Consider the following 24350-nt stretch of genomic DNA (forward strand, 5'->3'; position numbering starts at 1 on the left):
GGGTGCGTGCGTCGCACCGGGCGAACGCCGGAATCGAGCGGTGCACCGAGGCTCCGGCATACGGGGACGATTCCCGGCGCCGCTCGGGCGCCGGGAATCCGTGCTCACTCTTCGTCGGGTGCGTCGGGGAAGGCCTGCTGGGTGTAGCCACCCCGCAGCGTCCCCTCCAGGTAGGCGGCCTTGCAGGCGCGCCGGGCGATCTTGCCGCTCGAGGTGCGCGGGATCGACCCGGCCGGCACCAGCAGCACGTCGCGCACGGTGACGCCGTGCCGCTGCGAGATCGCCGCCCGCACCGCGTCGGCGATCGGCTGCGGATCGGCCTTGCCCGCGCCCGGCCCGCGCTCGCCGACGATCACCAGCTGCTCGGAGCCGTCGTCGGCGTCGAACTTGAGCCCGGAGGAGTTCTGCTCGAAGACCACGGCGGGGAGCTGGTTCGCGGGCACCGAGAAGGCGGCGACGAAGCCGGGACGCAGCTGGGTGCTCGCCTCCTGCGCCGAGTGCTCCAGATCCTGCGGGTAGTGGTTGCGGCCGTCCACGATCACCAGGTCCTTGACCCGGCCGGTGATGTAGAGCTCGCCGTCGAAGTACACGCCGTAGTCGCCGGTGCGCATCCAGTCGGCGTCCTTCTCGGTGCCCTCGGCGCGGCTGTCGCCGGGCTGCCGCTCGCCGACCCGGTTCTTGAAGGTCTTGGTGGTCTCCTCTTCGCGACCCCAGTACCCGATGCCCATGTTCTCGCCGTGCAGCCAGATCTCGCCGACCCGGCCGTCCGGCAGCTCGGTGCCGACGCCGCTCTCCACGGTGTCCGGGTCCACGATCACGGCCCACTGCGAGCGCGCGACGTAGCCGCAGCTCACCTGGGCGATGGCGTTCTCGTGGGTGGGGTCGACCCGGACCATGCGGCCCGCGTTCAGCTCGTTGCGGTCGACGTAGTTGACCTTGGCCTCGTCCTCGTGCTTGGTCGCCGAGACGAAGAGCGTGGCCTCGGCCATGCCGTAGCAGGGCTTGATCGCCGTCTTGGGCAGGCCGTAGGGGGCGAAGGCCTCGTTGAACTTCTTCATCGAGGAGGTGGTCACCGGCTCGCTGCCGTTGATCAGCCCGATCACATTGGAGAGGTCCAGCGACTCGCCGTTCTTGGGCAGGCCGCGGGCGGCGGCGTGCTCGAAGGCGAAGTTCGGGGCGGCGGCGAAGGTGCCTGCGCCGTCCGAGACCGCGGCCAGCTCCTTGATCCACCGGTACGGCCGCCGCACGAAGGCGCTCGGCGACATGATCGTGATGAACTTGCCGCCCACCGCGGGCAGGATCACCGTCAGCAGCCCCATGTCGTGGAAGAGCGGCAGCCAGGTGACGCCGCGCGAGCTCATGTCGAGCTTCAGCGCGTCCACCATCTGCAGCACATTGGTGCCGACCGCGCGGTGCGTGATCTCCACGCCCGCCGGGGTCCGGGTGGAGCCGGAGGTGTACTGCAGGTACGCGATGTCGTCGATATCGAGCTCCGGCCGCACCCAGCTGTCGCCGACGCTGTCCGGGATCGCGTCGACCGCGATGATCCGGGGCCGCTGGGCGGCCGGCAGCGAGCGGAAGAACTGGCGCACGCCCGCGGCCGACGAGCTCGCGGTGAGGATCGCCGACGGCTTGCAGTCGCCGAGCACCGCGTGCAGCCGGTCGGTGTGACCGGGCTCGTCCGGGTCGAAGAGCGGCACCGAGATGTTCCCGGCGAAGATGGCGGCGAAGAAGGAGATCACGTAGTCCAGCCCCTGCGGAGCCAGGATCGCGACCCGGTCGCCCGGGTTGGTCACCTGCTGGAGTCGGCCGGCCACCGCGCGCAACCGGACGCCGAACTCACGCCACGTCAGCTCGAGTGCCTCACCGTCTCGCTCGCGCGAGTAATCGATGTAGCGGTACGCGAGCGTGTTCGCGTCGTTCCGCGTGTGCTTCTCGACGTGGTCGACCAGGGTGTGATCCAGGGGAATACGGATGTTCCCGGTCTCGTCCAGGTACTCGTCGAAAGTCGTTTCCATTCCTTCTTCTCCTCCGAGGCACGAACAGCCCGACGGCGAGATGCCGTTGATACCTGTGAGGCCCCGACTCGCTTTCGCCGGGCGGGCACTCCGTGTCCGAGCACCGGCGCGGCAGATTTCGTCGCGGTCTGCGCGGTGACCGCTAAAGGCTAGATGTACTCAAACCAGAGTCATGTTACAGAGAAGACCGGATCACTCTTCCCGCAGCAGCGGAATCACCGGTGCGAAGGCATCCATCTGGGTGGGGAAGATGCCCACGTACGACAGGGCGGTGAGCTTCCTTACCCGGCGAATCTGCTCCGCGATCTCCTCGAACGTGCCGATGGCGACGTACGGGGAGTTCAGGATGTCCTCCACCGAGAGCTTGGTGTCCACCTCCAGGTCGGGGTGCAGCCCGCGCTCGATGGCGGAGAGCGCCATCTCGGCGGTCTTCTCCCGATCGTCGGTGATCACGATGGCGGTGATGGCCCAGTTCAGCTCGATGTCGCCGAACCGGTCACCGGCCGCCTCCCGGATGAGCTCGACCTTCTCGATGGTCTTCTCCAGGGTGATCCCGGAGAGCAGACCCTTGCCGTTCTTGGTGGTGACCGGAACGACCGAGACGATGTCGGCGTGCTTGGCGGCGAGGCGGAGCATCTTCGGCCCGCCGCCGCCGGTGCAGATCGGCGGGCGGGGCCCCTGCCGCGGTCGCGGCGTGCCCTTGATGCCCTCGACCTGGTAATACTTGCCCTCGAAGGTGCACTCCCTTCCGCGCAGCAGCACGTCGAGGATGGTGAGCGCCTCGTCGAGCTTGGCCAGCCGCACGCCGGGGGAATCGTACTCGAGCCCGGCGGCGAGGAATTCGTCCTGCTTCCAGCCCGCCCCGAGCCCGACCTCCAGCCGGCCCTTGGAGAGCACGTCGATGGTGGCCAGGTCCTTGGCCAGCACCACGGGGTGGCGGAAGCCGTTCGCCAGGACCGAGGTGCCGAGCCGGATCCGCTCGGTGGCCTGGCTCAGCGCGCCGAGCGCGGCGATCGGGCCGATCTGGTCGCCGAGGTGGTCGGGTACGACGAAGGTGTCGTAGCCGTACTCCTCGGCCTGCTGCGCGGTCTGCACGAACTTCCGCGCGCCGCCCTCCTGCTTGTTGCCCTCGCCCGCGGCCGCGAACCGGAATCTGCGCAGCGGCGTGCCCAGCGCGGTCAGCTCGGCTGCCGCGGCGCGTGGCTCGGCGGTGGCCGGTGCTCCGGCTTGTGTCATGAACTCATGCTCCTCTGGGGCCAGGTGCGATCACCAGCGCACTTTACAGCGTCCCGCAAGCCCCGAGAACGGTTGCGGCCGCACCGCTGGCGAGCACGCGAACGGGCGCGCCGCGCTGCTGTGAGACCTCACGAATGGGGCGGGCGCGGAGCCCCTTCGATGAGCCCCGCCGCCCAGTCCACGGTCCACCCGGTGGCGGTGGTCCCGGCACCGTCGACGACGTACCCGTTGTAGAGGCTGTGTACCGGATTGCCGACGGCCCTGGTCAGCGTGAGCACGCTGCCCATGATGTTCGCCGGGCTCAGCGCGTCGCGCGGGGCGTCGCAGATGAGGTCGCCGGGCGCGCACATGGTGTAGACGCGCCCCGCGAGTTCGCCGAATCCGCCTTCTCGCGGGCCGGTCATGGTGATTCCGGGCACGTTCAGCCCCTTCAACGCCACCTCGGCGCCGACGCCGGGCGGCGCGGCGCCGATCGTGATGGCCGCGTTCTCGGTGTCGGGGGCCCGCCTGCCGTCCGCGATGAGCGTGACGCCGAGCACCAGCTTCGCCGGGACCGGCCCGTCGCCCGCACCGATCTGCGCGGCGATGTCACCCGCGATCACCGCGCCCTGAGAGAACCCGGCGATGACGTAGGAGGTGAGCGGGCAGCGCTCGTGCACTTGGGTGAGCAGCTCGACGGCGCGCGTGGTGCCCTCGGAGCGGCTGTTGTTGTAGGACTGCTGGCCGTCCGGCGGGATGGCGATGGGGTTCGAGAACTGCGCCACGTACGGGACGGTGTAGACGTCGACCCGCTCGGCCGGGAACCGCTCGGCGATCGGGGCGGAGACATTGATCATGAGCGACACCGGGTTCGCCACCGGGTTGTGCGGGTCGTCGTTGCTGTTCGACTCCCAGGTGCCCGGGATCGAGAGGAACTGCACGTCCGGGCAGTCCGCGGGCTGCGAGGCGGGCGGCTCCGGCGGCGTCGGGCCGGGGCCCGGCACCTTCAGCCGTCCGGCGAGCAGGTACCAGAGCAGCAGCGCCGCGATCACGATCAGCGCGACGACCAGCAGGAACACCAGGCACCCCGCCGGCCGGGACCGGCGGGGCGACGAACCGCGGCGTGCGCTCACGAGCAGTAGGTCTGCTTGGCGGTGTCGAGGTAGATCTTCCCGGCCTGCTCGACCGGCATCTTGGCCGGATCGAAGGACGGGTCGGAGCCTGCCATCGCGGAGACGAAGGTCATCAGGTCCTGATCCGAGGCGCCGGCGGCGCTGCCCTGGCAGACGTAGGCGCCGATGCTGAGCGCGATGTCCGGGGTGGACGGGGTGATGCCCTTGGTGGCCAGCGCGTCCAGGAACTTCTTGTCCTTGTCGCCGAGCGTCGAGGTGTTCGCGGGCGGGACGGCATCGGTCGGCACCGGCTCGGGGCGCTCCGGCGACTCCGCGGCGGGCGGGGCGGAGACCTCGGCCGACGGGGTGGCGCCCTGGTCCGGCGCCGGTGCGGCGGAGGTGGGCGCCTGGCTCGCCGGCGCGGCGGTGGTGCTCAGCGACGGGGTGCTCGACGCCGTCGAGTCGTTGTCACCGCAGGCCGCGAGCAGGCCGGTGGCGGCGAGCGCCACGGCGACGCCCATCACCTTTCCACGGGTCCGATGCATGAATTCTTGTCCTCGCTTGTCGGCGTTCGGGGGTCGGTCGCCCACCAGGCTAGCGGGCCGTTCCCGGATGCCGTTCAGATGCCGTGGATCTCCGGCCTCCCGTCGCGCACCGTGACGAAGCCGGCCTGGAAGTTCTGCTGCACCCCGCCGGGCACCGCGAATTCGTCGCTGATCGGGTAGCCGAGCTTGCCGTTCTCGTACCCGGCGTCCCGCCAGGCGTCCATGATCGGGCCGGTGCGCACCGCCCAGGCGCCGGAGAGCGGGCTCCAGTACAGCGTGCCGCCCTCGAACCGGGCGTACCGGCCGAGATCCCTGGCCGGCTGCTCCTCGTCGACCGGCAGCCCGACCGGGCTCTTCTCGAAGCCGAGCTGCGCGTACTTGCCCAGGATCAGCCCCTGCACCCGGTGCGCCCCGGTGGCCGGGCTGTAGTAGAAGGCGCCGTTCTCGAAGCTCTGCACCATTCCGTCGCGATCGGGCAATCGGAGCTCCGGGCCCGCGGGGTAGCCCGCAGGCCCGCGCTCGAAGCCCTGCGCGCCCCAGGCCCCGAGCACGGCGCCGCGCACCACCTGGGCGCCGGTCTCCTGGGTCCAGTACAGCGAGCCGTCCCGGAAGCCCTGGAACCGGCCGCGGCCGTCCGGCAGCAGCACCTCGTCACCGGTGGGCAGCCCGAGCGGCGCCGGGCCGGCCGCCGCCGCCATGTACCCGCCCGCCAGCGCGCCCGCCACCGGGTGCGCCCCGGACTCGGCGGCGAAGAGCACCCGGCCGGAGCGGAAGTCCTGCGCCACGCCGCCTGGCACCGGGTACTCGCCGGTCAGGCAGTCGCCGAGCCAGGGGTTCACCGCGGTCACCGGCTGGATGGCCCCGCCGACCGCGCAAGCGGGCTTGTCGGCCTCGACCCCGAGCGCGGCGGCCACCTGCGGCCAGGACTGCCGCATCTCGAAGTCCCAGTACGGCCAGGAGTGCGTGCCCGAGGCCCGGTAGTTGGCCTGCACCGGGATGTTCAGCTCGCCCAGCTTGCCGACGAAGTTCTGCGTGGTGAGCCGGGAGAGGATCTCCAGCCCGGTGCCGGCGTAGTTGGTGCTGATGCCGGGGATGGTGGAGGCCAGGTCGTGCGGGCCGGTGGCGCCGCTGCCGCTGGAGACGTACAGGCTGACGCCGCGCAGCCGGTCGGCGAGCAGGTACGGGTCGTGCTCCGGCCAGCCCGGGTCGGTCGGCGGGCCCCACATGGCGTTGGAGTCGAAGCCGCCCGCGTCCCGCATGGCGAACTGGATGGCCTGCGGCATGCCGAGCGTGGTGGTGGTCAGGAAGCCGGAGTAGGAGGCGGCGAACTTCGCGAAGCCGGGGTTGCGGGCGGTGAGGAACATGGCCGCGGTGCCGCCCATGGAGAGCCCGGCGATGGCGCGCGCGTTCGTCGCCCGCCACTGCTGCTCGAGCAGCGGCGGCAGCTCCCTGGTGAGAAAGGTCTCCCACTGGTAGTTGTGGCCGTTGTCCGGGCGCACCCAGTCGGCGTAGAAGCTGGACTGGCCGCCGACCGGCAGCACGACGGTGACGTTCTTGTCGGCGTAGAAGCTCTCCGCGCCCGCGTCCTTGGTCCAGCCGGACTCGCTGTCGGTGGCGCGCAGCCCGTCCAACATGAAGAGCACCGGGAAGGTGGCCTCGGGGCGGGCGTTCCAGTCCCTGGCCAGCAGCAGCTGCACCTGGGTCGGCGCGCCCATGGACGGCGAGTCGATCCAGAGCGAGACCCGCCGGTCGTCCAGCCAGACCACCTTGCTCACCGTGGCGCCGCCGACCGCGGCGGCGGGCTGGGCCGAGCTCACCGGGGTGGCGGCGGGCAGCAGCGCCATGGCCGCCGCGGCGGCGACCGCCAGCATTCGGCTACCACGCGGTCGCGCGCCGGTTGCCGAAGCGCCAGCGCGCATCCATTTCCGCCCCCTGCCGCCCCCGGCTTTCCCTGCCACCCATCGTTTGTACCCCGCATACAGGGCTTTTCCTGGCGCGACGCGCCAACCGCAGACCGATGCTCAAGATTTGCCCGAATTATGCGGGGAGGTAGCCGGTGCGCAAACGGCAGCGGCGCCGCCGCTTCCGGGAGGAAGCTGACGGCGCCGCGGCGTCGAACGGGGGTGGGGTCACCAACCGCCGGTGGCGTCGAGGATGCCCTGGCGGGAGTTGAAGAGCTCGCCCTCCCAGTACTTCCACGAGTGGGTGCCCGCGGCCGGGAAGTTGAAGGCGGCCGGGATCTTGAGCGAGTTCAGCCGGACCTGGAACGCGCGGGTGTTCACCAGCGAGAGCGCCTCGAGCGCCATCGCGTTACCGGTGTTGAAGACGCCGACCGCCGAGTTCGGGCGATCGAACTGCCCCGGCAGGCCGCTGGCGGCCGAGATGTACATCGGCAGCCCCTTCAGCTGCGGCGCGAAGACGAAGGGGTCCATGCGCAGCCACTGCGGGCTCCACGGGGCCGCCATCGAGTCGACGTTGAAGCGGCCCGCGTCCAGCATGGCGACGCGGATGGCCTCGCGCATGCCCGGCGCGGAGATGTTCAGGTAGCCGGAGTAGGACGCGGCGTACTTGAACTGATCCCGGTGGTAGGCGGCGAGCGCGAGGGCGGCGCTGCCACCCATCGAGAGGCCGGCGACCGCGTTGTTGGTCTTGGAGACGCCGTAGCCCGCCAGGAAGTCCGGCAGCTCCTTGGTCAGGAAGGTCTCCCACTTGTAGGTGGACTTCTGACCGTTGGTGTTGCTGGGGGCGTACCAGTCGGTGTAGAAGCTCGACTGCCCGCCGACCGGCATGATCAGGCTGATGTTGTCGTTCTTGAACTGCTCGAGCGCATTGGTCTCGAACGACCAGGCATTGCGGTCGTCCCGCGCCCGGAGGCCGTCGAGCAGGTAGAGCGCCGCGTTACCGCCGCGAGCCGCCCACTGCACCTGAACCTTGATCGGGCCCATCCCGGACGGGACCATGAGGTCCTCGACCCCGCCCGCCGGCGCCCGAAGCGCCGGGGCGGGAGCCGCCACGGCGGCGGTCGGGGCCGCGATACCGGCGGCGATCGGCAGCGCTAGCGCAGCAGCACCGACGGCCAGAATTCGGCCACGCCATCCCGTTTTCGTCTTCTTCGGCGCGGCCGCCCTGCCGAAACGCATGAATTTTGCTCTCTTCCTGCTGTCGTGGCACGGCTCCCCACCCCGGCGGGGGCCGCACCAGTGTTGCCTACGAGACGCGCGGCCCCGCCGGACCGGATCCCGACCACCGGCCCTGCGGAGCGCACTACAACGATCTGGTCACACTCGCGCTCGCTGGACGATATTCGACCCCGTAATCCTTCGCAAGACGGAGCGGTCGTTTACCCACCGGGTGGCGCTGTGATCGTGCGGAGACCATATCGCGTTCTCCGGTTGATGTCGTCGCTTGGTTCCGATTCGTTTCCGTTATCCACAGATGCGGCCACGCGACAGCGGAATTCGCGGTTATGAGGGGGCGGATACGGGGGTTTCACTGTGACGAATCCCGCATCCTTCCCATTTCCGGGACGGCGGAAAAAGACGGACCGCCCGGCACCTCGAGGGTGCCGGGCGGTCCGGGAGAGCGGGTGTCAGCCGATATTCGCGGAGAGGTCGGGCAGCATTCGCTTCGCCTCTTCCGTCCAGTTCACCCAGTTGTGCACGCCGAACGCGGGGAACGAGTAGGTCGTGTTCCCGCCGCCCAGCGTCGCCATCCGCACCTGGAAGGCCCTGGTGTTGGCGAGCGCGAGCGCCTCCAGCCCCATGGCGTTCAGGGTGTTGAAGCTGGGGCCGTCGACCGCGGTCGGCAGGCCGCTACCGGCGGCGATGTAGAGCCGGGTGCCATTGCGGACCAGCTGCGGCGCAAAAACGAAGGGATCCATGCGGAGCCACTGCGGGCCCCACGGCGGCGCCATGGCGTCGACGTTGTAGCCGCCGGCGTCCAGCATGGCGACCCGGATGGCCTCGCGCATGCCCGGCGCCGAGATGTTCAGGTAGCCGGAGTACGAACCGGCGAAGCTGAACTGGTCGGGGTGGTAGGCCGCCAGCGTCAGCGCGGCGCTGCCGCCCATGGAGAGCCCGAAGACGCCGTTGCGGGTCGAGCGGAAACCGAGCCGGTCACGCAACGCATTGCGCAGGTCGTTGGTGAGGAAGGTTTCCCACTGGTAGCGGTAGCTCTTGCCCGGTCCGGCGGCGAAGGCGTTCAGCGCGCCGGAGCCGGAGCTGGAACCGGTACCGGCCGGAATACCGACAAAGGTGCTCGGCGCATTCCAGTCGGCGTAGAAGCTGGACATGCCGCCGACCGGCATCACGACGTTGATGTTCGCGCCGGCCAGCATCTCGGCGACGGGGGTCTCGATTTCCCAGCCGTTCAGGTTCTCCGGCGCGCGCATTCCGTCGAGCAGGTAGACGACGCGGTTGGTGTTGCCGTCGGCCGCGCGCAGCACCCGCGACTTGATCGGCCCCATCCCGGAGTCGACCCAGAAGTCGAAGGCCGCGGGGTTGAACGCCGCCTCGGCCGGCGCCGCCGGCCCGGTGACCGCGATCCCCATCGGGGCGAGCAGCGCCAGTGCCAGCGCCATACTCCACCGCCCGAGCCGGGAGCCGGGTGCTCCCACACCGGCTCCGCGTTTCCAGCGCGCACTTCGCATTCGTCGAAACCTTTCGCTCTGGCGACCGGTTGGCAAATCACAAGCTATCGAAACCGGCCCCTCTTCGGGCACCAGGACACGTCATTGCCTCGCAAAACGGACATGTGCGACCTCGGCGCATGCTTCCCGCTGTATCCATCGGAAGCGCATGCCTCCATGTTGCTGGATAGTGATCCGAGCCACAACCGACGCACCCTAGCGCTACCGATTCGTTGCCGACCGTCCCGCGGACGCCCACCGGGCGCCTGAGCCGACCGTACCCGGCCGGGCGGGGCCGTGCCCACCCGGCCCGATCTGCGGCTCCGCGCGCTCAGCCGATCGAGGCGGAGAGGTCGGGCAGCATCCGGCCGACCTCGGACTCCCAGTTGCGCCAGGTATGCACCCCGACGTTCGCGAAGTCGTAGGTGACATTGGCGACCCCGAGCGCGTCCAGCCGGGCCCGGAACGACCTGGTGTTGGCGGAGGCCAGGTTCTCCAGCACGATGGCGTTCAGGGTATCGAAATCGGCGCCGTCGGCGGGGACCGGGCGGCCGTCGGCGGCCGCGATCCAGAGCCGGGTCCCATTGTCCCGCAACAGCGGAGCGAACGAGAACGGATCCAGCCGGCGCCACAGCTCGCTGGCCGCGGGCGCCATGGAATCGATGTTGTACCCGCCCGCGTCGACCATGGCGAGCCGGATGGCCTCGCGCATGCCGGGGGCATTGACATCGAGCATGCCGCTGTAGGCGGCGGCGTAGGAGTAGCGCTCCGGGTGGAACGCGGCGAGCGCGAGCGCGGCGCTCGCCCCCATGGAGAGCCCGATGACCCCGTTGCGCGCGGTGGCGAAGCCGTAGCGGTCGCGCAGCGCGGCGGGCAGCGCGCCGGTGAGGAAGGTCTCCCACTGGTAGCGGTAGCTCTTCCCCGGCCCGGGATCCAGCGCCTGGAGCCCGCCGGAGCCGGTAGAGGAGCCCGCCGAGCCGGTGGCGGGCGGCAGCCCGGCCATCGAACTCGGGGCCGCCCAGTCGGCGTAGAAACTGGACTGGCCGCCGATCGGCAGCACCACGTTGATATTCGCCGCGGCCAGCTGCCTCGGCACCTCGGTGTGCAGCTCCCAGCCGCTCAGGTCCTCCCTGGCGCGCATGCCGTCCAGGGCGTAGACCACGCGATCGGTATTGCCGTCGGCGGCGCGGAAGATCCGCGACTTGATCGGCCCCATCGGGGAGTCGACCCAGACGTCGATCCCGGCCGGGTCGAACGCCGCCGAGGCCGGGGCGGCCGCGCCGAGCGCGGTGCCGACCGGAAGCAGCGCCGCCAGCGCGAGCAGTGCGGTCCGGCGGAGCCGGGAACCCGCTCGTCTTCGGATGTTCACACCTCGCATCAAGGGGCCTTCCTGCGTGCCTGGTCCGGAAATCGCACCGAGCCTAGCGGCGGAACGGAGGCAGCCCGTTATCGAAATGTAATAGAGATTCGGCGCCCGGCTTGTGCCCGGTCACGACCGGTCCGGCGCGCCACAGCCCGGCGGGCCGAAACGAGCCTCGCCGCCCGGGCGGACCGGGCGGCGAGGCGTCGGAAAAGATCAAGGATCAGCGCGGGGGCTGCGGGAAGGGGTCGACGAGCCCGCAGCGCTCGATCTCGTACTTCGGCACCCGCTCGATCCGGTAGGACGCGAAGTTCAGCGCGTTGCGCAGGTTGTGCTTGAACCGGTCCAGGGTGAGCGGGTCGCGGTGCGAGAGCATGAGCGCGTAGGTGTCCGGGCAGGACATGGCGACCCGGGCCTGGCTCACCCACTTCTCGTCCAGGTACCAGGGCATCCACGGCTTCTTGTCCACCATGCCCGCGTCCACGATCACCCAGTCCGGGTAGAGGCTCTTGTCGTGGCCGATGCGGCCGTCGGCCAGCCGGTCGGTGTGCGCGGCGAGCGGGTAGGCGAGCCCCATCGGGTCGACGACCTTGACATCCAGCGGGACGTTCATGCTGGTCATGCCGAGGTTGAGGAAGAAGACGGTGTGCCCGGCGCCGCCCTCGGGGATGGGCTGCGGCGGCGGCGCGATGTACCAGAACATGAAGGACGGGGAGTTCAGCAGCAGCCCGCCGTCCGGGGTGTTGGCGATGCCGTCGACCATGGCCCGCATGCGCGGGTAGTCCAGGTAGTCCTCGGCCCGGATCGGGTGGTCGTGCCCGGTGTTCAGCACGTAGTACACCCGCTCGTCCACGATGCCGGTCGAGCTGATCTTGGTGCCGGTGGTGATGGCGGTGGTGCCCGCGGCGAAGAAGGCCCAGCCGACGACGGCCAGCCAGAGCGCGGGGATCAGCAGGTAGCGCACGTCGCGCAGGGAGAACGGCCGGAAGGCGCCGCGCGGCACCCGGACCGGAAGCACCGCGATCGGCAGCAGGAAGAGGAAGAGCTGCGGCAGCAGCATGCGGCCGTGCATGAAGTCGCCGCCGACCCGCAGCGCGTAGACGGTGAGCAGCAGCGCGCCGCCGAGCACCAGCGTGACGACGGCGCTCGGCGAGCGCAGCCAGCGCCGGAACCGGGTGACGGGGGGCACGCGCTCGGCCCGCTCGCGGTCGCCGCGCGCGGTGGACTCGCTCGCCAGCCGCAGCGCGCCGAGCCCGGCGAGCAGCAGCAGGAGCAGCGGCAGCCAGAGCCAGTACGGCCCGACCAGGTTCCAGAGGTAGGTGAAGCCCTGGCTCCACTTGGCGCCGCCCGCGTCCTTGGCGACCGCGGTGTTCGGGTAGGGCAGGCCGTAGTACCCCATCCGCCAGATCTGGTAGCCGAGCGGGAGCAGCCCGGCCACCGCGACGATCAGCAGCCGGAGCAGCACCGGGCGGTCGCCGGGGAGCGGCGCGAGGAAGATCATGCCGAGCGCGGCGGCGCCGAGCACCGCCATCTCGGGGCGGATCAGCGGGGCCAGCCCGGCCAGGAAGACCAGCCCGAGCAGCGCGGGCAGCCGGACCCGCTCGGCCTTCGCCCAGCGGATCATGGCCCACCAGAGCAGCCCGAGCCAGAAGATGACCAGCCCGCTCTCCAGGCCGGAGGTCACGTAGTCGCGGGCCGGGGGCACCGCGATGTAGACCAGCACGCCCGCGGGCAGCAGGAAGGCGGCGCGCGGGCCGCCCCAGAGCCGGGCGGTGCCGAGCATCGCGAAGACGACGGCGCCGAGCGAGAGCGCCAGCGCCAGGGCCAGCGCCACGTACTCCAGCCGCGCGCCGGTGATCCAGCTGAAGAACCAGACCAGGTAGGTCCAGGCGGTGCTGGTGTTGGCCTCGACCCGCTCGCCCGCGTTGAAGACCGGGCCGTTGCCCGCGAGCAGGTTGCGGACGGTGCGCAGCACGATCAGGCCGTCGTCGGCGATCCAGCGGCGCTGCCAGCCGCCGATGGCGAAGAGCGCGACGGTCACCGCGATCCCGCCGACGAAGAGGGCGCGGGAGAACCGGGTGTACCGCGGCGCGGAGCGGACCGATTCACCGGCCCGCTCGCGCTCGTCTTCGGTTGTCCCGGCCCCCTCGGCCACTCTCTCGTCAGGCGAGATAGACAGCGACACCTACCGCTCCGATCCAGGCGATGGCGAGGAACTGCAACACACGGTCCCCCAGCGCGATCTCTTCGGGTTCACCGGCCTCGCCACCGTCGACGTCGACCGCGTAACGCAGGATTGCGATGGTAAACGGAATCATGGAGATCGCGAACCAGTTCGTGTCTTTCGCGTCGCCCTGCTCGAAGGCCCAGAGGCCGTAGAACACCACCACCGCCGTCGCCGCCAGGGTCCAGATGAACCGCAGGTAGGTCGGCGTGTAGTACTCCAGCGACTTGCGGATCTTGGCGCCGGTGCCGAGCGCGATCTGCAGCTCCGCGTACCGCTTGCCGGCCGCCATGAAGAGCGAGCCGAAGGCCATGATCAGCAGGAACCACTGGGAGAGCGGGATGTTCGCCGCCGCGCCGCCCGCCACCGCGCGCAGCAGGAAGCCGGAGGAGACGATGCAGATGTCCAGCACCGCCTGGTGCTTGAGCCCGAAGCAGTAGGCCAGCTGGATGCCGATGTAGACCGCCATCACCACGGCCAGCTGCCAGGCGGCGACGAAGGAGATGCCGATCGAGGCGATGAGCAGCACGACCGAGAGCGCGTAGGCCAGGTTCACCGGGACCACGCCGGCGGCGATCGGCCGGAACCGCTTGGTCGGGTGCGCCCGGTCGGCCTCGACGTCCATCGCGTCGTTCACCAGGTAGATCCCGGAGGCCGCGAGACAGAACACCGCGAAGGCGATGGCGACGTGGATCAGCACGTCGATGTCGGTCGCCGACCCCGCCGCCAGCGGCGCGGCCAGGACCAGGACGTTCTTCACCCACTGGCGCGGGCGCATGGTCTTGATCAGCCCACCGGCCAGCGTCTTGGGCGGGCCCTTGGTCACGCCTTCCGCGAGGTCGGTGCCTGTCGGCTCTTCGCTCATGTCAACCAAGGCTCTTTCTCGTGCGGTCACTCTCGAGTCTCTTTTCGACGGCGAGCAGGGCGGCGGCGGACGCGGCGCCCAGCGCGGACCCGGCGAGCACGTCGGAGGGGTAGTGCACCCCGAGGACGACTCGCGAGAGCACCATCGGGGGGACGAGCACCGCAGGCAAGGGTAGCCCGGTCAGTTTTCCGAGCAACACCGCAGCCGCCGCGGTGGAGGTCGCGTGCGAGGAGGGGAAACTCAGCTTGCTCGGCGTGCTCACATTGATCCGCACCGCCGGGTCGTGCGGGCGGGGCCTGCGCACCACCCGCTTGATCACGATCGAGGCGGCGTGCGCGCCGACCGCGCCGACCGCGACCCCGGCCCACTGCCTGCGCCGCGGCTTGTCCACCAGCCAGCCCGCGGCGGCGATGCCGACCCAGCCGAGCGCGTGCTCGCCGAAGTGCGAGAGGCCGCGCGCGGCGGAGATCACCGCGGGGGTGCCGCCGATCGCCGACTGCACGGCGGTGATGATCGCCACCTCCGGCGGGCTCGGCTTGCCCGCCGCTGGCGCCGGGTCGAGGGGCAGGGCGGTGGGCTCGGCGTTCAGCGCACTCACTTCGCCTCGCTGGTCTCGACGGTGGGCACGGTGCTCGGCGCATCGCCGATCCCGAAGATCTGCTCCCAGGCGGCGGTGCTGGTGAGCCGCGGGTGCGCGGCCCGGTAGCGCTGCCGCATCTCCGGGAAGCGGGCGAGCAGCTCCTTCCGCAGCCGCATCGCCTCCTTGAAGAGCGCGAGCGCCTGGCGTGGGTCGCGCTTGCGGTAGACGACGCCGCGCCCGTCGGCGGTGGTGACGGTGACGCCGTCCACCTGCGAGAGCAGGAACCAGCGCGCGTCCAGCGTCGGGACATTGAGCTGCGGGGTCTCGTGGTGCTCGGTGTGCGCCGGGCGGGCGCTGTGCACCAGCCCCTTCGCCAGCCGGACCACCTTCGCCAACGGGTTGCCCGGTTCGCCGACCGCGCCGACGCCGGCGTGGCTGGCCAGCGGCAGCGCCGTCGAGGAGGGCAGCACCACGGCGTCCGGGTAGCTCTTGCGCATGGCGTGCACCGCGCCGAGCGCGCTCGGCAGCAGCTCGAAGAGCTTGTCCGGGCCGGCCAGGAAGTCGCGGATGGCCTGGTTCTGGATGGCGACGGTCGAGTACTCCAGGCAGAGCAGGTGCTTGAGCGTCGCCTTGACCGTGTTCACCACCATGGCGCGCGGGTTGCCCGGCAGGTGCAGCGAGGCGACGACCAGGCGGTTGCGCAGGTGGAAGTAGGCCTGCCAGTCGATGGCGTCGTCCTTGTCGCTCCACGCCATGTGCCAGACCGCCGCGCCGGGCAGCGTGACCGTGGGGTAGCCGGCGGCGCGGGCGCGCAGCCCGTACTCGGCGTCGTCCCACTTCAGGAAGAGCGGCAGCGGCTGGCCGATCTCCTCGGCCACCTGCCGCGGGATGACGCAGGTCCACCAGCCGTTGAAGTCGACGTCGATGCGGCGGTGCAGCAGCTTGGAGTTGTCCCGGTCGCGCAGCGGGTACTTGGCGAAGTCGTGGTCGTACTCGACGTTCTGCGCCGCGGTCCACATGAAGACGCCGCGGTCGATGACCTCGCCCATGACGTGCAGGTGCGAGCGCTCCTGCAGGTTCAGCATGTGCCCGCCGGTGAGCACCGGCGACTTGGCGAAGCGGCTGAAGGCCAGCGCGCGCAGGATGGAGTCGGGCTCGATCTCGATGTCGTCGTCCATGTAGACGATGAACTCGGCGTCGGTGGTCTTGAGCGCCTCGTACATGACCCGGCTGTAGCCGCCGGAGCCGCCCAGGTTGGGCTGGTCGTGGATGGCGAGCCGGTCACCGAGCACGGCGGCGGCCGCGGCGAAGCCGGGCTCGTCGACGACCTTGCGGGTGCCCTGGTCGGGGATGATCACCGCGCGGGTGCGCTCCAGCACCAGCGGGTCGGAGCCGAGCGCCTCCAGCGTCTTCACCGCGTCGGTGGGGCGGTTGAAGGTGGGCATGCCGATGGCGATGGTGCCCTGGCCGGGCGCCTCCATCGGCGCGTACCAGCCGCCCGCGTGCAGCTCGGCCGCGGTGTCGGTGGTGATGTCGAACCAGAGCCAGCCGCCGTCCTCGAACGGGCCCAGGTCGGCCTCGAAGGTGACCGCGACCGGCTCACTGCCGGAGAACTCCTCGCCGTGCACGTGAATGCGCGAGCCGTCGGCCTTGGAGCGGTAGAGATCCACCCGGCCGTGCCCGGTGAGCTCCAGCTTGAGCAGCACCGAGTCCAGCACGCTCCAGCGCCGCCAGTAGCTGGCCGGGAGCGCGTTGAAGTAGGTGCAGAAGGAGACCTCGGACTCGGCGCCGACCGCGAGCGAGGTGCGGGTGGTGGCGTGCGCGCGGCGTGCGTTGGTGGCCGATTCCTCCAGGTAGAGGGTGCGGACGTCGAGCGGCTCGCCCGGCCGCGGCAGGATGACGCGCGCCAGCAGCGCGTGCGAATCGTTGTGCAGCAAACTCATTCAGGACTCCTGGTCGTCGGCGAGCGGCGCGCCGTTCTCCAGGTGCGGGCGCAGCACGTTGTCGAACTTGCTCAGCGCGCTGCCGATCGCCATGTGCATATCGAGGTACTGGTAGGTGCCGAGCCGGCCGCCGAAGATCACCTTCGCCTCGGCGGTCTCCCGCTTCGCCCGGTCCCGGTAGGCCTTGACCTTGGCCCGGTCCTCCGGGGTGTTGATCGGGTAGTACGGCTCGTCGCCGGTCTGCGCGAAGCGGGAGTACTCGCGCATGATCACGGTCTTGTCGGTGGGGTAATCGCGCTCGGGGTGGAAGTGCCTCGGCTCGATGATCCGGGTGTAGGAGACGTCGCCGTCGTTGTAGTTCATCACCGAGGTGCCCTGGAAATCGCCGGTCTCCAGCACCTCGGTCTCGAAATCGATGGTGCGCCAGCCCAGCTCACCCTCGGCGAAGTCGAAGTAGCGGTCGAGCGGGCCGGTGTAGACGACCGGGGCGTCCGGGCTCTGCGCGCGCAGCTCGTCGCGCACGTCGAACCAGTCGGTGTCCAGCCGGACCTCGATGAGCTCGGAGGCGGCCATGTTCTCCAGCCACTTCGTGTACCCCTGCTGGGGGAGGCCCTCGTAGGTGTCGTTGAAGTAGCGGTTGTCGAAGGTGTAGCGCACCGGCAGCCGGGTGATGTTGCCCGCGGGCAGTTCCTTGGGGTCGGTCTGCCACTGCTTGGCGGTGTAATCGCGGATGAACGCCTCGTAGAGCGGGCGCCCGATCAGCGAGATCGCCTTCTCCTCGAGGTTCTGCGCGTCGCCGGTCTCGATCTCCGCGGACTGCTCGGAGATCAGCTTGCGGGCCTCCTCCGGCGTGAAGTAGCGGCCGAAGAACTGCGAGATCAGCCCGAGCCCCATCGGGAACTGGTAGGCCTGCCCCTTGTGCAGCGCGAAGACGCGGTGCTGGTAGCCGGTGAACTCGGTGAACTGCGTGACGTAATCCCACACCCGCTTGTTGGAGGTGTGGAAGAGGTGCGCACCGTACTTGTGGATCTCGATCCCGGTTTCCGGTTCCGGTTCCGAATAGGCGTTGCCGCCGATGTGCGGGCGGCGATCGAGCACGAGCACGCGCTTACCGAGCAGGTTCGCGGTGCGTTCGGCGATGGTCAGCCCGAAGAAACCGGAGCCGACGACGATGAGATCGAAGGGGGCAGATGCGTTACCGGGGGACGATGCGACGGTCACGGTGGCCCAGCGTATCGGACGCCATCCCGGGCTTCCGGCGCAGTCGAAACTCGCGCCGAAGCGCAGGTGGCCGCGATCAGGCCGGGAATCCGGCGTCGAGTTCGACGAGCTCCCGCTCGGTGTGCAGCCGCCAGGCGTGTTCGCCCAGCTCGGCTCCGCTGATCCGGGTGAGCTCCAGCCCCGGCGGGATCGCCTCCGGGTGCGCGTCGACGATCCGCTGCGCCGCGCTGCCCTCGATCAGCGAGCCGATATTCAACAGCCCGACGTTCACCGGGGTATCCCTGAGCTCGAGCGCCAGCTGCCGGATGTAACCGCGCTGCGCGGCCAGCGCGATGCCGACATTCGCCAGGTAGGCGGCGGGGTGTTGCTCCGAGGCGCCGGAGGTGAAGAGCAGGGTGCCTTCATCGCGGAAGCGCGGGATCAGGGTTCTGGCCATGAGCATCGGGGAGTAGAGCTTGAGCGCGAGCGGGAAGGCCAGCTGCGCGGTGGTGGTGGTCAGGGTGGCGGCGCTGCGCACGGACATGTCCGCAGCGGCGGCGTGCAGGGCGACCCGGATCGGGCCGAGCTGGTTCTCGATCTCCTCGACCAGGGCGGGGAAGCGCTGCTCGTCGGTGACGTCGGCGGTGAAGGGGCGGGCTCGGATGCCGTGTTCTTCCAGGTCACGAACGTGTGCGGCGGCACGTTCGGCATCGCGGCCGACGACCGCCACCGGGAAGCCCGCGCGGCCGAAGCGGTGCGCCACCCCGCGGCCGAGCCCCGGGCCGTAGCCGAATATCGCCAGCGTCATGGCACCCTCCGAGAAAATTGAGCCTGGGTTCAACTTACTCGACGGTACGGCAAGTTGAACCCGCGCTCAACTTATTGCCGGATTCGTAGAATCACGGGATGCCCACCGAGAAGCCGCTCCGCCGCGATGCCGTGCGCAACCGGGACGCGCTCGTGCTCGCGGCGCGCGCGGTCTTCGACGAGAAGGGGCTGGACGCGCCGCTCAAGGAGATCGCCGCGCGCGCCGGGGTCGCCATCGGCACGCTCTACAACCGCTTCCCCACCCGCGACGCCCTGATCGCCGCCGCCGTCGCCGACCGCATGGAGCTCGGGCTGGAGGTGGCGCGGGCCGCCGCCGAGGTGCCCGACCCCTGGGACTCCTTCGTCGCCCTGGTCGAGGGCGTGTGCCGGTTGCAGGCGCACGACCGGCTGCTCGGCGACCTCGCCGTGCGCGCCGCGCCGAGCACCGAGATCGCCGCCGCCCGCGATGCCGGGCATGCCGTCATGCGCGCCATCGTCGAGCGCGCGCAGCGCGCGGGCGTCCTGCGCACCGACTGGACCCTGGAGGACCTGGCCTTCGTCATGTGGTCGCACACCCGCGTCGTCGCGGTCACCGCCGGCATCGCCCCCGACGCCTGGCGCCGCAACCTCGGCCTGCTCCTCGACGGGCTGCGAGCAGGGGCCGCCCACCCCCTCCCCGCTCCCCCGCTCACCCCGGGTCAGCTGGACGCGGCGCTGCTCGCCACCGGAAAGCTCAGTCGGTGACCTTGGGATGCCCGGTCGACGCGGCCCGCAGCCACAGCGTGCGCTTCTCGGTGTCGACCAGGTAGAAGATCCTGCCGCCGCCGGTGACCTCCACCTGCCACTGCTCCATCGACACCCCGCGGTGCGCGGCACTGGCCAAACGGCCCTTCAGCCGATGATGCCGCGGCGTATGCGGTGGCGTATCGGCGCGGCCACGCAACAGTTCCCAGGTGTCGAGGACGTTGGCGGGAGCCTGCTGGCAGAGGTCCTCCCAGCCCTTGGCCGCCTCGCTGGTGGCGAAGCGGAGGTCCCAGGCGCCCGCGGCGGCGGGTGGCGCGACCCGGTCGCCGCGCTTCGGGCTCACGGGAGCCCGGGCCGGGTGACCGGGCCCAGGTCGAGGTCGGAGTCGGTGGTGAGGACGGCGGCCAAGTCGGGGTCGGCCAGGACTTCGGCGGTGTGCCGCCAGCTCTGGATCACCTGCACGACCGGGGCCGGGTTGTGCAGCGAGTCGGCCGCGCGCAGGGTCGCCACCAGCTCGAGCACGAACTCCCGCACCTCGTCGCGGGAGAGGAAAGCCACCCAGGGGAACACCTCCGGCAGCACGTCGGTGACCAGTTCGCGGACGCCTTCGTCGTGCTGCATGAGCGCGACGAACATGCGGGTGGTCACCGACGCCGCGGTGTGCTCCAGCTCGGCCCTGGCGGCGGTGGTGAGCACCAGGTCTTCCGCATCGCGGCGCCGGACCAGCAGGGCCTGGCCCGGCGTACGGTGCAGCCGCTCCACCGTCGCCTTGCCATGTAGCTGGAGTTCTGAGAACGACACTTCAGGCGGAGGCATACCTTAAAAGTACTTTTGAAGTCTCCGGGAGTCGAGCCGGTTTCGGTCAGGGGTTCTCCGGGATCATGGAGAGCAGGGTGTCGAAGTCGACCACCTGGGCGCCGAGCGTCTCGGTCGCGATGATCACCCCGTTGGCGAAGAGCTGGTAGGTGCCCGCGCCGAGCGGGAGGTCGAGTTCGGGGCCGACGGGGGCGCCGACGGCGCTCCGTTCGCCGCCGATCCGCTGGTACTCGACCTGGATGGCGGTCGGGCCGTCGGTGGCGGTGTTCACCCGCGGGTCCTGTGGCAGCGGGCCGGGGCTCAGGTACGGGTTGGGGGGCAGGTCGGCGGGGAGCGGGCCGATCTCGAAGGTGTCGATATCGGCGGGCTCGCCGCCGTCGGGGGCGGCGGAGTACTCGGAGCGCAGCAGGTGGCCGTCGCGCAGCAGCACGGTGCCCGCGGTGGCGGCGACCGCGGCGGCGGTGCGCGGATCCTCCCGCTCGGTGCCGGGGTAGACCTGGCAGTCGGTGCTGTCGCAGGTCTGCGCGTAGTCGTAGCGCTGCTCGGCGAGCGCGTACGAGCGGGCCGCGACGGCCTGCGCGCGCAGCGCCTCGCCCGCGCCCTTGTCCGCCCAGTTCGCCTGCATCTCGGTGGGGACGACGCCGAGCAGGTAGTCCTCGACATCCACCTCGTTGACGGTGCGCGCCGCGCCGTCCTCCAGCGCGACGCCGAGCGCGCCGCGATACCCGGTGCCGCCGCACAGCTTCAGGTGCTCGGCCGGCGGCCGGTCCGGGCCCAGGTCGATCGGGTAGACCCACGGGTCGTCGGTGGCGCCCTGCCACACCACCTCGCCGTCGCAGCCCAGCGTCACCAGAACGTTCGCGCCGCCGTCGGGCAGCGGCGTGAGGTGCGCGACCTGCCCCGGTTCCAGCGCGCGACCGGCCACGATGGCGCCCGCGTCGGCGTAGGTGTCGAGTGTGGAATCGTCCTGCGTCTGCAGCCGGACCCGGAGCAGCGTCGGAGCGATCCGGGCGAGTTCGGCGCCCGGGTAGTAGTGCGCCAGAATGCGTTCCGCGTTCCAGCCGTCCTGCGCGCTCTCGAAGGCGCCGTGCTGGCTCAGGCCGCGGCCGTGGCCGTCGCCGGTGGTCGCCCGGTAGGGCGCGCCCGGCCAGGCGATGGTCACCGCGAGCGCAACCGCGGCGAGCGCGCCGCAGGCGATCAGCAGCCGTCTCGGGAATAGGGCGGGGTCCGGGGTGCGGCGGCCGCGCCGCCCCCGGCGCCGATGGATTCGCTGCACGACGAACTCCCTTCGAACGGCATGTCGTAGCGCCCGCGCGAGCAGATCGGAAGCTACATTCGAGCAATCACCTCAACCTCGACCAGAGGTTTAGATATGTGACAATAGTGACTAGTGTGATAGCAGAACCGCCTGACACGCAACCCCCTGGATTGCGCAGCTTGATCCACCGTTCCACCTGATTGGAGACGCTCGTGCCCTCTCGCAAACCGAAACGCTCCTATGTTCTCCCGGTTGTGGCGATCTTGGCGGTGGCAGCTCCCCTCGCGACGTTCACCCAGAGCGATTCCGCCCGCTACGACGCAGCGAACGAGAGCGAACTCGCCGCGATCCCAGCCCAATTGGTCGAGGCGGCGCTCAGCGCGGCCCCCGACGTGGTGCTCCCGCTGGACGAGCTGACCGGGCTCGACCTGCCCGACCTGCGCCTCTCCGATCTGCGGATGCTGCCGCTGCCGGAGTCGGTCCCGGTGCCGCCGGGTATCCCGGCGCCGCCGGGGGTCGCGCTGCCCGCGCAGGTCCCGCTCCCGAAGCTCGGCGGCACCCGCTTCATCGCCGAGCCCGGCCGCCTGGAGCCGGGCACCTCGCCGTCGACCCCGGCGCTCACCCCGGGCGCGCTGCCCGCCGAGTACGCCGGCCTGGTCGGCGCCGACGTCAAGCAGATCTCCCGGGAGCAGCCGTTCAGCCTGGTCGCGCTGACCGCCGCCGACCTGGCCGGCACCAGCGCCCTGGTCCGCGCCGCGGCGCCGGACGGCGGCTGGGGGCCGTGGTTCGACGCCGAGCCGGTGGACACCGGAGCCTCCGACCACAGCGGCCCGCCGCGCACCGAGGGCACCGAGCCGGTCTACGTCGGCAGCACCAATGCGGTGCAGGTGCTGGTGACGAAGGCGGCTGCGCCTGGCCCGTCGATCGCCCCGATCGCCGAGCAGGCCGACCCCGCGCACGCCCTTCCCGACCTCACCGCCGTGCTCATCGACCCGGGCCGCGCCGATATCGACGGCGGGCTGAGCGAGGTCGCGGGTGCGCTGCCGGACGGCGGGCCGCGGGTGATCAGCCGGGCGCAGTGGGGCGCGGACGAATCCATCCGCTGCTCGGAGCCGACCTACGACGACTCGCTCGGCGGCGTCACGGTGCACCACACGGCGGGCCGCAACGACTACACCAAGGCGGAGTCGGCGGGGATCGTGCGGGCGATCTACGCCTACCACGCGGAGACCCTCGGGTGGTGCGACATCGGCTACAACGCCCTGGTCGACAAGTACGGGCAGATCTTCGAGGGCAGGTACGGCGGGCTGGACCGGCCGGTGCAGGGCGCGCACGCGGGCGGGTTCAACGAGAACACCGCCGGGGTCGCGCTGATGGGCAACCACGAGACCGAGGCGCCGACCAGCGTGGCGATCAACGCCGTCGGGCAGTACGTGGGCTGGCGCACCAGGATCGCCGGGCTCGACCCGAGGGGCGAGACGCTCATGTACTCCGAGGGCACCGAGTTCACCCCGTACGCCGAGGGCGAGGAGGTGGTGCTGCCGATCGTCTTCGCGCACCGCGACGTCGGCAACACCACCTGCCCCGGCGACGCCGGCTACGCGCTGATGGACACGATCCGCGATATCGCCGCGGGCGGCCCCGGACTGAGCACCCCGCCGGGTGGTGGCAGCGCCGATCTCGCCGCGCTCGCCAACCTGACCGGGCGGCTGCTGCAACGGGTGAACGACAACATCATCGCCAGGTACTACGCGGAGAAGGGCGGCGCCGCGAGCCCGCTCGGCGACGCCGTCTCCGAGCCGCTGCCCGCGGCGCAGGGGCAGCAGTTCGCCAGGTTCACCAACGGCTACGTCTACACCGCGCCGACCGGGCAGGTGGTCGAGGTGCTCGGCCCGATCCTGGATCGGTTCCTGCAGCTCGGGGCGGACGCCGGGGTGCTCGGGCTGCCGCTGGCCAATGCCTATCCGGTGCCGGACGGGCTGCGCGCCGACTTCCAGCAGGGGTCGCTCATCCTGAACCAGATCACCGGCATCGTGACCACGATCTGGAAGACCTACAACGACACCTACCAGGAAGAGATGCGCAAGAACCCGGCCGCCGCCCCGGCGGGCTGAGAACCCGGCCCCGGCCGGTCGAGGGACCCGGCCGGGGTCAGCTCCACCAGCGCTCCAGCACCTGGGCGACGCCGTCCTCGGCATTGGTCTCGGTGACCTCGTCGGCGGCGGCGATCGCCTCCGGGTGCGCATTGCCCATGGCGACGCCGTGCCCGACCATGGTCAGCATCGGGACGTCGTTGGGCATGTCGCCGAAGGCGATCGCCGCCGCCGGCGCCACGCCGAGCCGCTCGGCCACCGCGGCCAGCCCGGAGGCCTTGGTCACCCCGGGCGCGGAGAGCTCGATCAGCCCGTTGTCGGTGGAGTAGGTGATGTCGACGGCGGCGCCGACCTCGGCCGCCAGCGCCGCCCGCATCGCCCCGCTGCGCGCGCCGACCAGCCGGATCAGCATCTTGATGGCCGGGGTATCGATCACCTCGGTGCGCGCCACCGCGGTGTCGTCCGGGTTCAGCCAGGCGTGCTGGTACGAGGGGGTGCTGACGAACTGCGGGGTCACCGCGTCGTGCGCGCTCTCGCCGACCCGCTCGGTCGCGAGGCCGCAGCCGGGCAGCGCGCGCTCCGCGACATCGGCGAGCCAGGCCAGCGTCTCGACGTCGAGGGTGCGGCTGAGCAGCACCCGGTCGGCCGCGCTGTCGTAGACCACGGCGCCGTTGCCGCAGACGCAGAGCGGCGCGAAGCCGAGGCCGTCGATCACCGGGTGCACCCAGCGCGGCGGGCGGCCGGTGGCGAGCACGAACGGCACGCCGTCGGCGACGAGCGCGCCGACGGCGGCCTTGGTGCGCGGCGTCACCCGCTCGTCGTGGTCGATGAGCGTGCCGTCCACATCGGAGGCCACCAGCTCGGGCTTGGAAAGGTGCAGACCGGTCACCCACCCATCCTGCCGGATCGCGCGGAGCCGCGGTCGCCGATACACGGCATGCAG

General features: G+C 70.9%; 20 protein-coding genes. 2 read left to right on the plus strand and 18 right to left on the minus strand.

What is annotated here, in order from left to right; all coding sequences use genetic code 11:
- Window positions 1-104: 104 nt before the first annotated feature.
- From fadD32 to AB0H71_RS08080, 14 genes are all read right to left on the minus strand, one after another.
- A complete protein-coding gene (gene fadD32 / locus AB0H71_RS08015) occupies window positions 105-2018 on the minus strand; it encodes a long-chain-fatty-acid--AMP ligase FadD32 (protein ID WP_357016443.1) in 1914 nt (637 codons plus the stop codon).
- 192 nt (window positions 2019-2210) lie between these two features.
- Complete coding sequence (locus AB0H71_RS08020; RefSeq protein ID WP_357016445.1) at window positions 2211-3254, minus strand: LLM class F420-dependent oxidoreductase; 1044 nt, start codon at window positions 3252-3254, stop codon at window positions 2211-2213.
- 128 nt (window positions 3255-3382) lie between these two features.
- Window positions 3383-4366, minus strand: a complete 984-nt coding sequence (locus AB0H71_RS08025; protein ID WP_357016448.1) for a cutinase family protein — start codon at window positions 4364-4366, stop codon at window positions 3383-3385.
- Complete coding sequence (locus AB0H71_RS08030) at window positions 4363-4890, minus strand: DUF732 domain-containing protein (protein WP_357016451.1); 528 nt, start codon at window positions 4888-4890, stop codon at window positions 4363-4365. The genes AB0H71_RS08025 and AB0H71_RS08030 overlap by 4 nt, the downstream gene beginning before the upstream one ends.
- A 74-nt stretch (window positions 4891-4964) precedes the next feature.
- Complete coding sequence (locus AB0H71_RS08035) at window positions 4965-6761, minus strand: alpha/beta hydrolase-fold protein (protein WP_357016454.1); 1797 nt, start codon at window positions 6759-6761, stop codon at window positions 4965-4967.
- 258 nt (window positions 6762-7019) lie between these two features.
- Window positions 7020-8030: an alpha/beta hydrolase family protein gene (locus AB0H71_RS08040; RefSeq protein ID WP_357016457.1), complete on the minus strand. Its 1011-nt coding sequence runs from the start codon at window positions 8028-8030 to the stop codon at window positions 7020-7022.
- Window positions 8031-8479: 449 nt separating this feature from the next.
- Window positions 8480-9469, minus strand: coding sequence for an alpha/beta hydrolase family protein (locus AB0H71_RS08045; protein WP_357016461.1), 990 nt, complete (start codon window positions 9467-9469; stop codon window positions 8480-8482).
- Window positions 9470-9848: 379 nt separating this feature from the next.
- Window positions 9849-10895 carry an alpha/beta hydrolase family protein gene (locus AB0H71_RS08050; RefSeq protein ID WP_357016464.1) on the minus strand — a complete coding sequence of 349 codons (1047 nt, stop codon included), beginning with the start codon at window positions 10893-10895 and terminating at the stop codon, window positions 9849-9851.
- Window positions 10896-11100: 205 nt separating this feature from the next.
- Window positions 11101-13032: a flagellar motor control protein ZomB gene (gene zomB / locus AB0H71_RS08055; RefSeq protein ID WP_357016467.1), complete on the minus strand. Its 1932-nt coding sequence runs from the start codon at window positions 13030-13032 to the stop codon at window positions 11101-11103.
- 7 nt (window positions 13033-13039) lie between these two features.
- Window positions 13040-13966: a decaprenyl-phosphate phosphoribosyltransferase gene (locus tag AB0H71_RS08060; RefSeq protein ID WP_357016470.1), complete on the minus strand. Its 927-nt coding sequence runs from the start codon at window positions 13964-13966 to the stop codon at window positions 13040-13042.
- 1 nt (window position 13967) lies between these two features.
- On the minus strand, window positions 13968-14534 hold the full coding sequence (locus AB0H71_RS08065; protein WP_357018407.1) for a phosphatase PAP2 family protein: 567 nt from the start codon (window positions 14532-14534) through the stop codon (window positions 13968-13970).
- Window positions 14535-14560: 26 nt separating this feature from the next.
- Entirely contained in the window at window positions 14561-16489 is a 1929-nt protein-coding gene (locus AB0H71_RS08070) for a glycosyltransferase (RefSeq protein WP_357016473.1), read from the minus strand.
- Window positions 16490-17710, minus strand: a complete 1221-nt coding sequence (gene glf / locus AB0H71_RS08075; RefSeq protein WP_357016476.1) for a UDP-galactopyranose mutase — start codon at window positions 17708-17710, stop codon at window positions 16490-16492. It abuts the gene before it with no gap.
- Window positions 17711-17786: 76 nt separating this feature from the next.
- Window positions 17787-18497, minus strand: coding sequence for an SDR family oxidoreductase (locus AB0H71_RS08080; protein ID WP_357016479.1), 711 nt, complete (start codon window positions 18495-18497; stop codon window positions 17787-17789).
- A 98-nt stretch (window positions 18498-18595) separates the two neighbouring features.
- On the opposite strand from AB0H71_RS08080, the gene AB0H71_RS08085 reads away from it, so the two are divergent.
- Window positions 18596-19240, plus strand: a complete 645-nt coding sequence (locus AB0H71_RS08085) for a helix-turn-helix domain-containing protein (RefSeq protein ID WP_357016482.1) — start codon at window positions 18596-18598, stop codon at window positions 19238-19240.
- Here the strand turns inward: AB0H71_RS08085 and AB0H71_RS08090 are convergent.
- The 3 genes from AB0H71_RS08090 to AB0H71_RS08100 are packed head-to-tail and all read right to left on the minus strand — an operon-like array spanning window position 19230 to window position 21332.
- Window positions 19230-19583: a hypothetical protein gene (locus tag AB0H71_RS08090; protein ID WP_357016485.1), complete on the minus strand. Its 354-nt coding sequence runs from the start codon at window positions 19581-19583 to the stop codon at window positions 19230-19232. The two genes, AB0H71_RS08085 and AB0H71_RS08090, sit on opposite strands and share 11 nt — an antisense overlap.
- Window positions 19580-20056, minus strand: coding sequence for a hypothetical protein (locus AB0H71_RS08095; RefSeq protein WP_357016488.1), 477 nt, complete (start codon window positions 20054-20056; stop codon window positions 19580-19582). Before AB0H71_RS08095 ends, AB0H71_RS08090 begins: the two co-directional genes overlap by 4 nt.
- Before the next feature lie 46 nt (window positions 20057-20102).
- Entirely contained in the window at window positions 20103-21332 is a 1230-nt protein-coding gene (locus AB0H71_RS08100; protein WP_357016491.1) for a SpoIID/LytB domain-containing protein, read from the minus strand.
- A gap of 251 nt (window positions 21333-21583) precedes the next feature.
- Between AB0H71_RS08100 and AB0H71_RS08105 the strand changes: the two genes are divergently transcribed.
- Window positions 21584-23428, plus strand: coding sequence for an N-acetylmuramoyl-L-alanine amidase (locus AB0H71_RS08105; RefSeq protein ID WP_357016494.1), 1845 nt, complete (start codon window positions 21584-21586; stop codon window positions 23426-23428).
- A 37-nt stretch (window positions 23429-23465) separates the two neighbouring features.
- Here AB0H71_RS08105 and AB0H71_RS08110 read toward each other — a convergent pair whose 3' ends face one another.
- The gene (locus tag AB0H71_RS08110; protein WP_357018409.1) at window positions 23466-24287 is read right to left on the minus strand and encodes an HAD family hydrolase; all 822 of its coding nucleotides are present in this window, start codon (window positions 24285-24287) and stop codon (window positions 23466-23468) included.
- Window positions 24288-24350 lie beyond the last annotated feature (63 nt).

The organism is Nocardia sp. NPDC050697, from assembly GCF_040654395.1.
Taxonomy (GTDB): domain Bacteria; phylum Actinomycetota; class Actinomycetes; order Mycobacteriales; family Mycobacteriaceae; genus Nocardia.

Coding starts and splice junctions, on each gene's coding strand:
- AB0H71_RS08035 (WP_357016454.1), bottom strand. CDS start 6,761: ATGCTGGCGGTCGCCGCCGCGGCGGCCATGGCGCTGCTGCCCGCCGCC.
- AB0H71_RS08040 (WP_357016457.1), bottom strand. CDS start 8,030: ATGCGTTTCGGCAGGGCGGCCGCGCCGAAGAAGACGAAAACGGGATGG.
- AB0H71_RS08050 (WP_357016464.1), bottom strand. CDS start 10,895: ATGCGAGGTGTGAACATCCGAAGACGAGCGGGTTCCCGGCTCCGCCGG.
- AB0H71_RS08095 (WP_357016488.1), bottom strand. CDS start 20,056: ATGCCTCCGCCTGAAGTGTCGTTCTCAGAACTCCAGCTACATGGCAAG.
- fadD32 (WP_357016443.1), bottom strand. CDS start 2,018: ATGGAAACGACTTTCGACGAGTACCTGGACGAGACCGGGAACATCCGT.
- AB0H71_RS08070 (WP_357016473.1), bottom strand. CDS start 16,489: ATGAGTTTGCTGCACAACGATTCGCACGCGCTGCTGGCGCGCGTCATC.
- AB0H71_RS08085 (WP_357016482.1), top strand. CDS start 18,596: ATGCCCACCGAGAAGCCGCTCCGCCGCGATGCCGTGCGCAACCGGGAC.
- AB0H71_RS08030 (WP_357016451.1), bottom strand. CDS start 4,890: ATGCATCGGACCCGTGGAAAGGTGATGGGCGTCGCCGTGGCGCTCGCC.
- AB0H71_RS08080 (WP_357016479.1), bottom strand. CDS start 18,497: ATGACGCTGGCGATATTCGGCTACGGCCCGGGGCTCGGCCGCGGGGTG.
- AB0H71_RS08060 (WP_357016470.1), bottom strand. CDS start 13,966: ATGAGCGAAGAGCCGACAGGCACCGACCTCGCGGAAGGCGTGACCAAG.
- AB0H71_RS08020 (WP_357016445.1), bottom strand. CDS start 3,254: ATGACACAAGCCGGAGCACCGGCCACCGCCGAGCCACGCGCCGCGGCA.
- AB0H71_RS08045 (WP_357016461.1), bottom strand. CDS start 9,469: ATGGCGCTGGCACTGGCGCTGCTCGCCCCGATGGGGATCGCGGTCACC.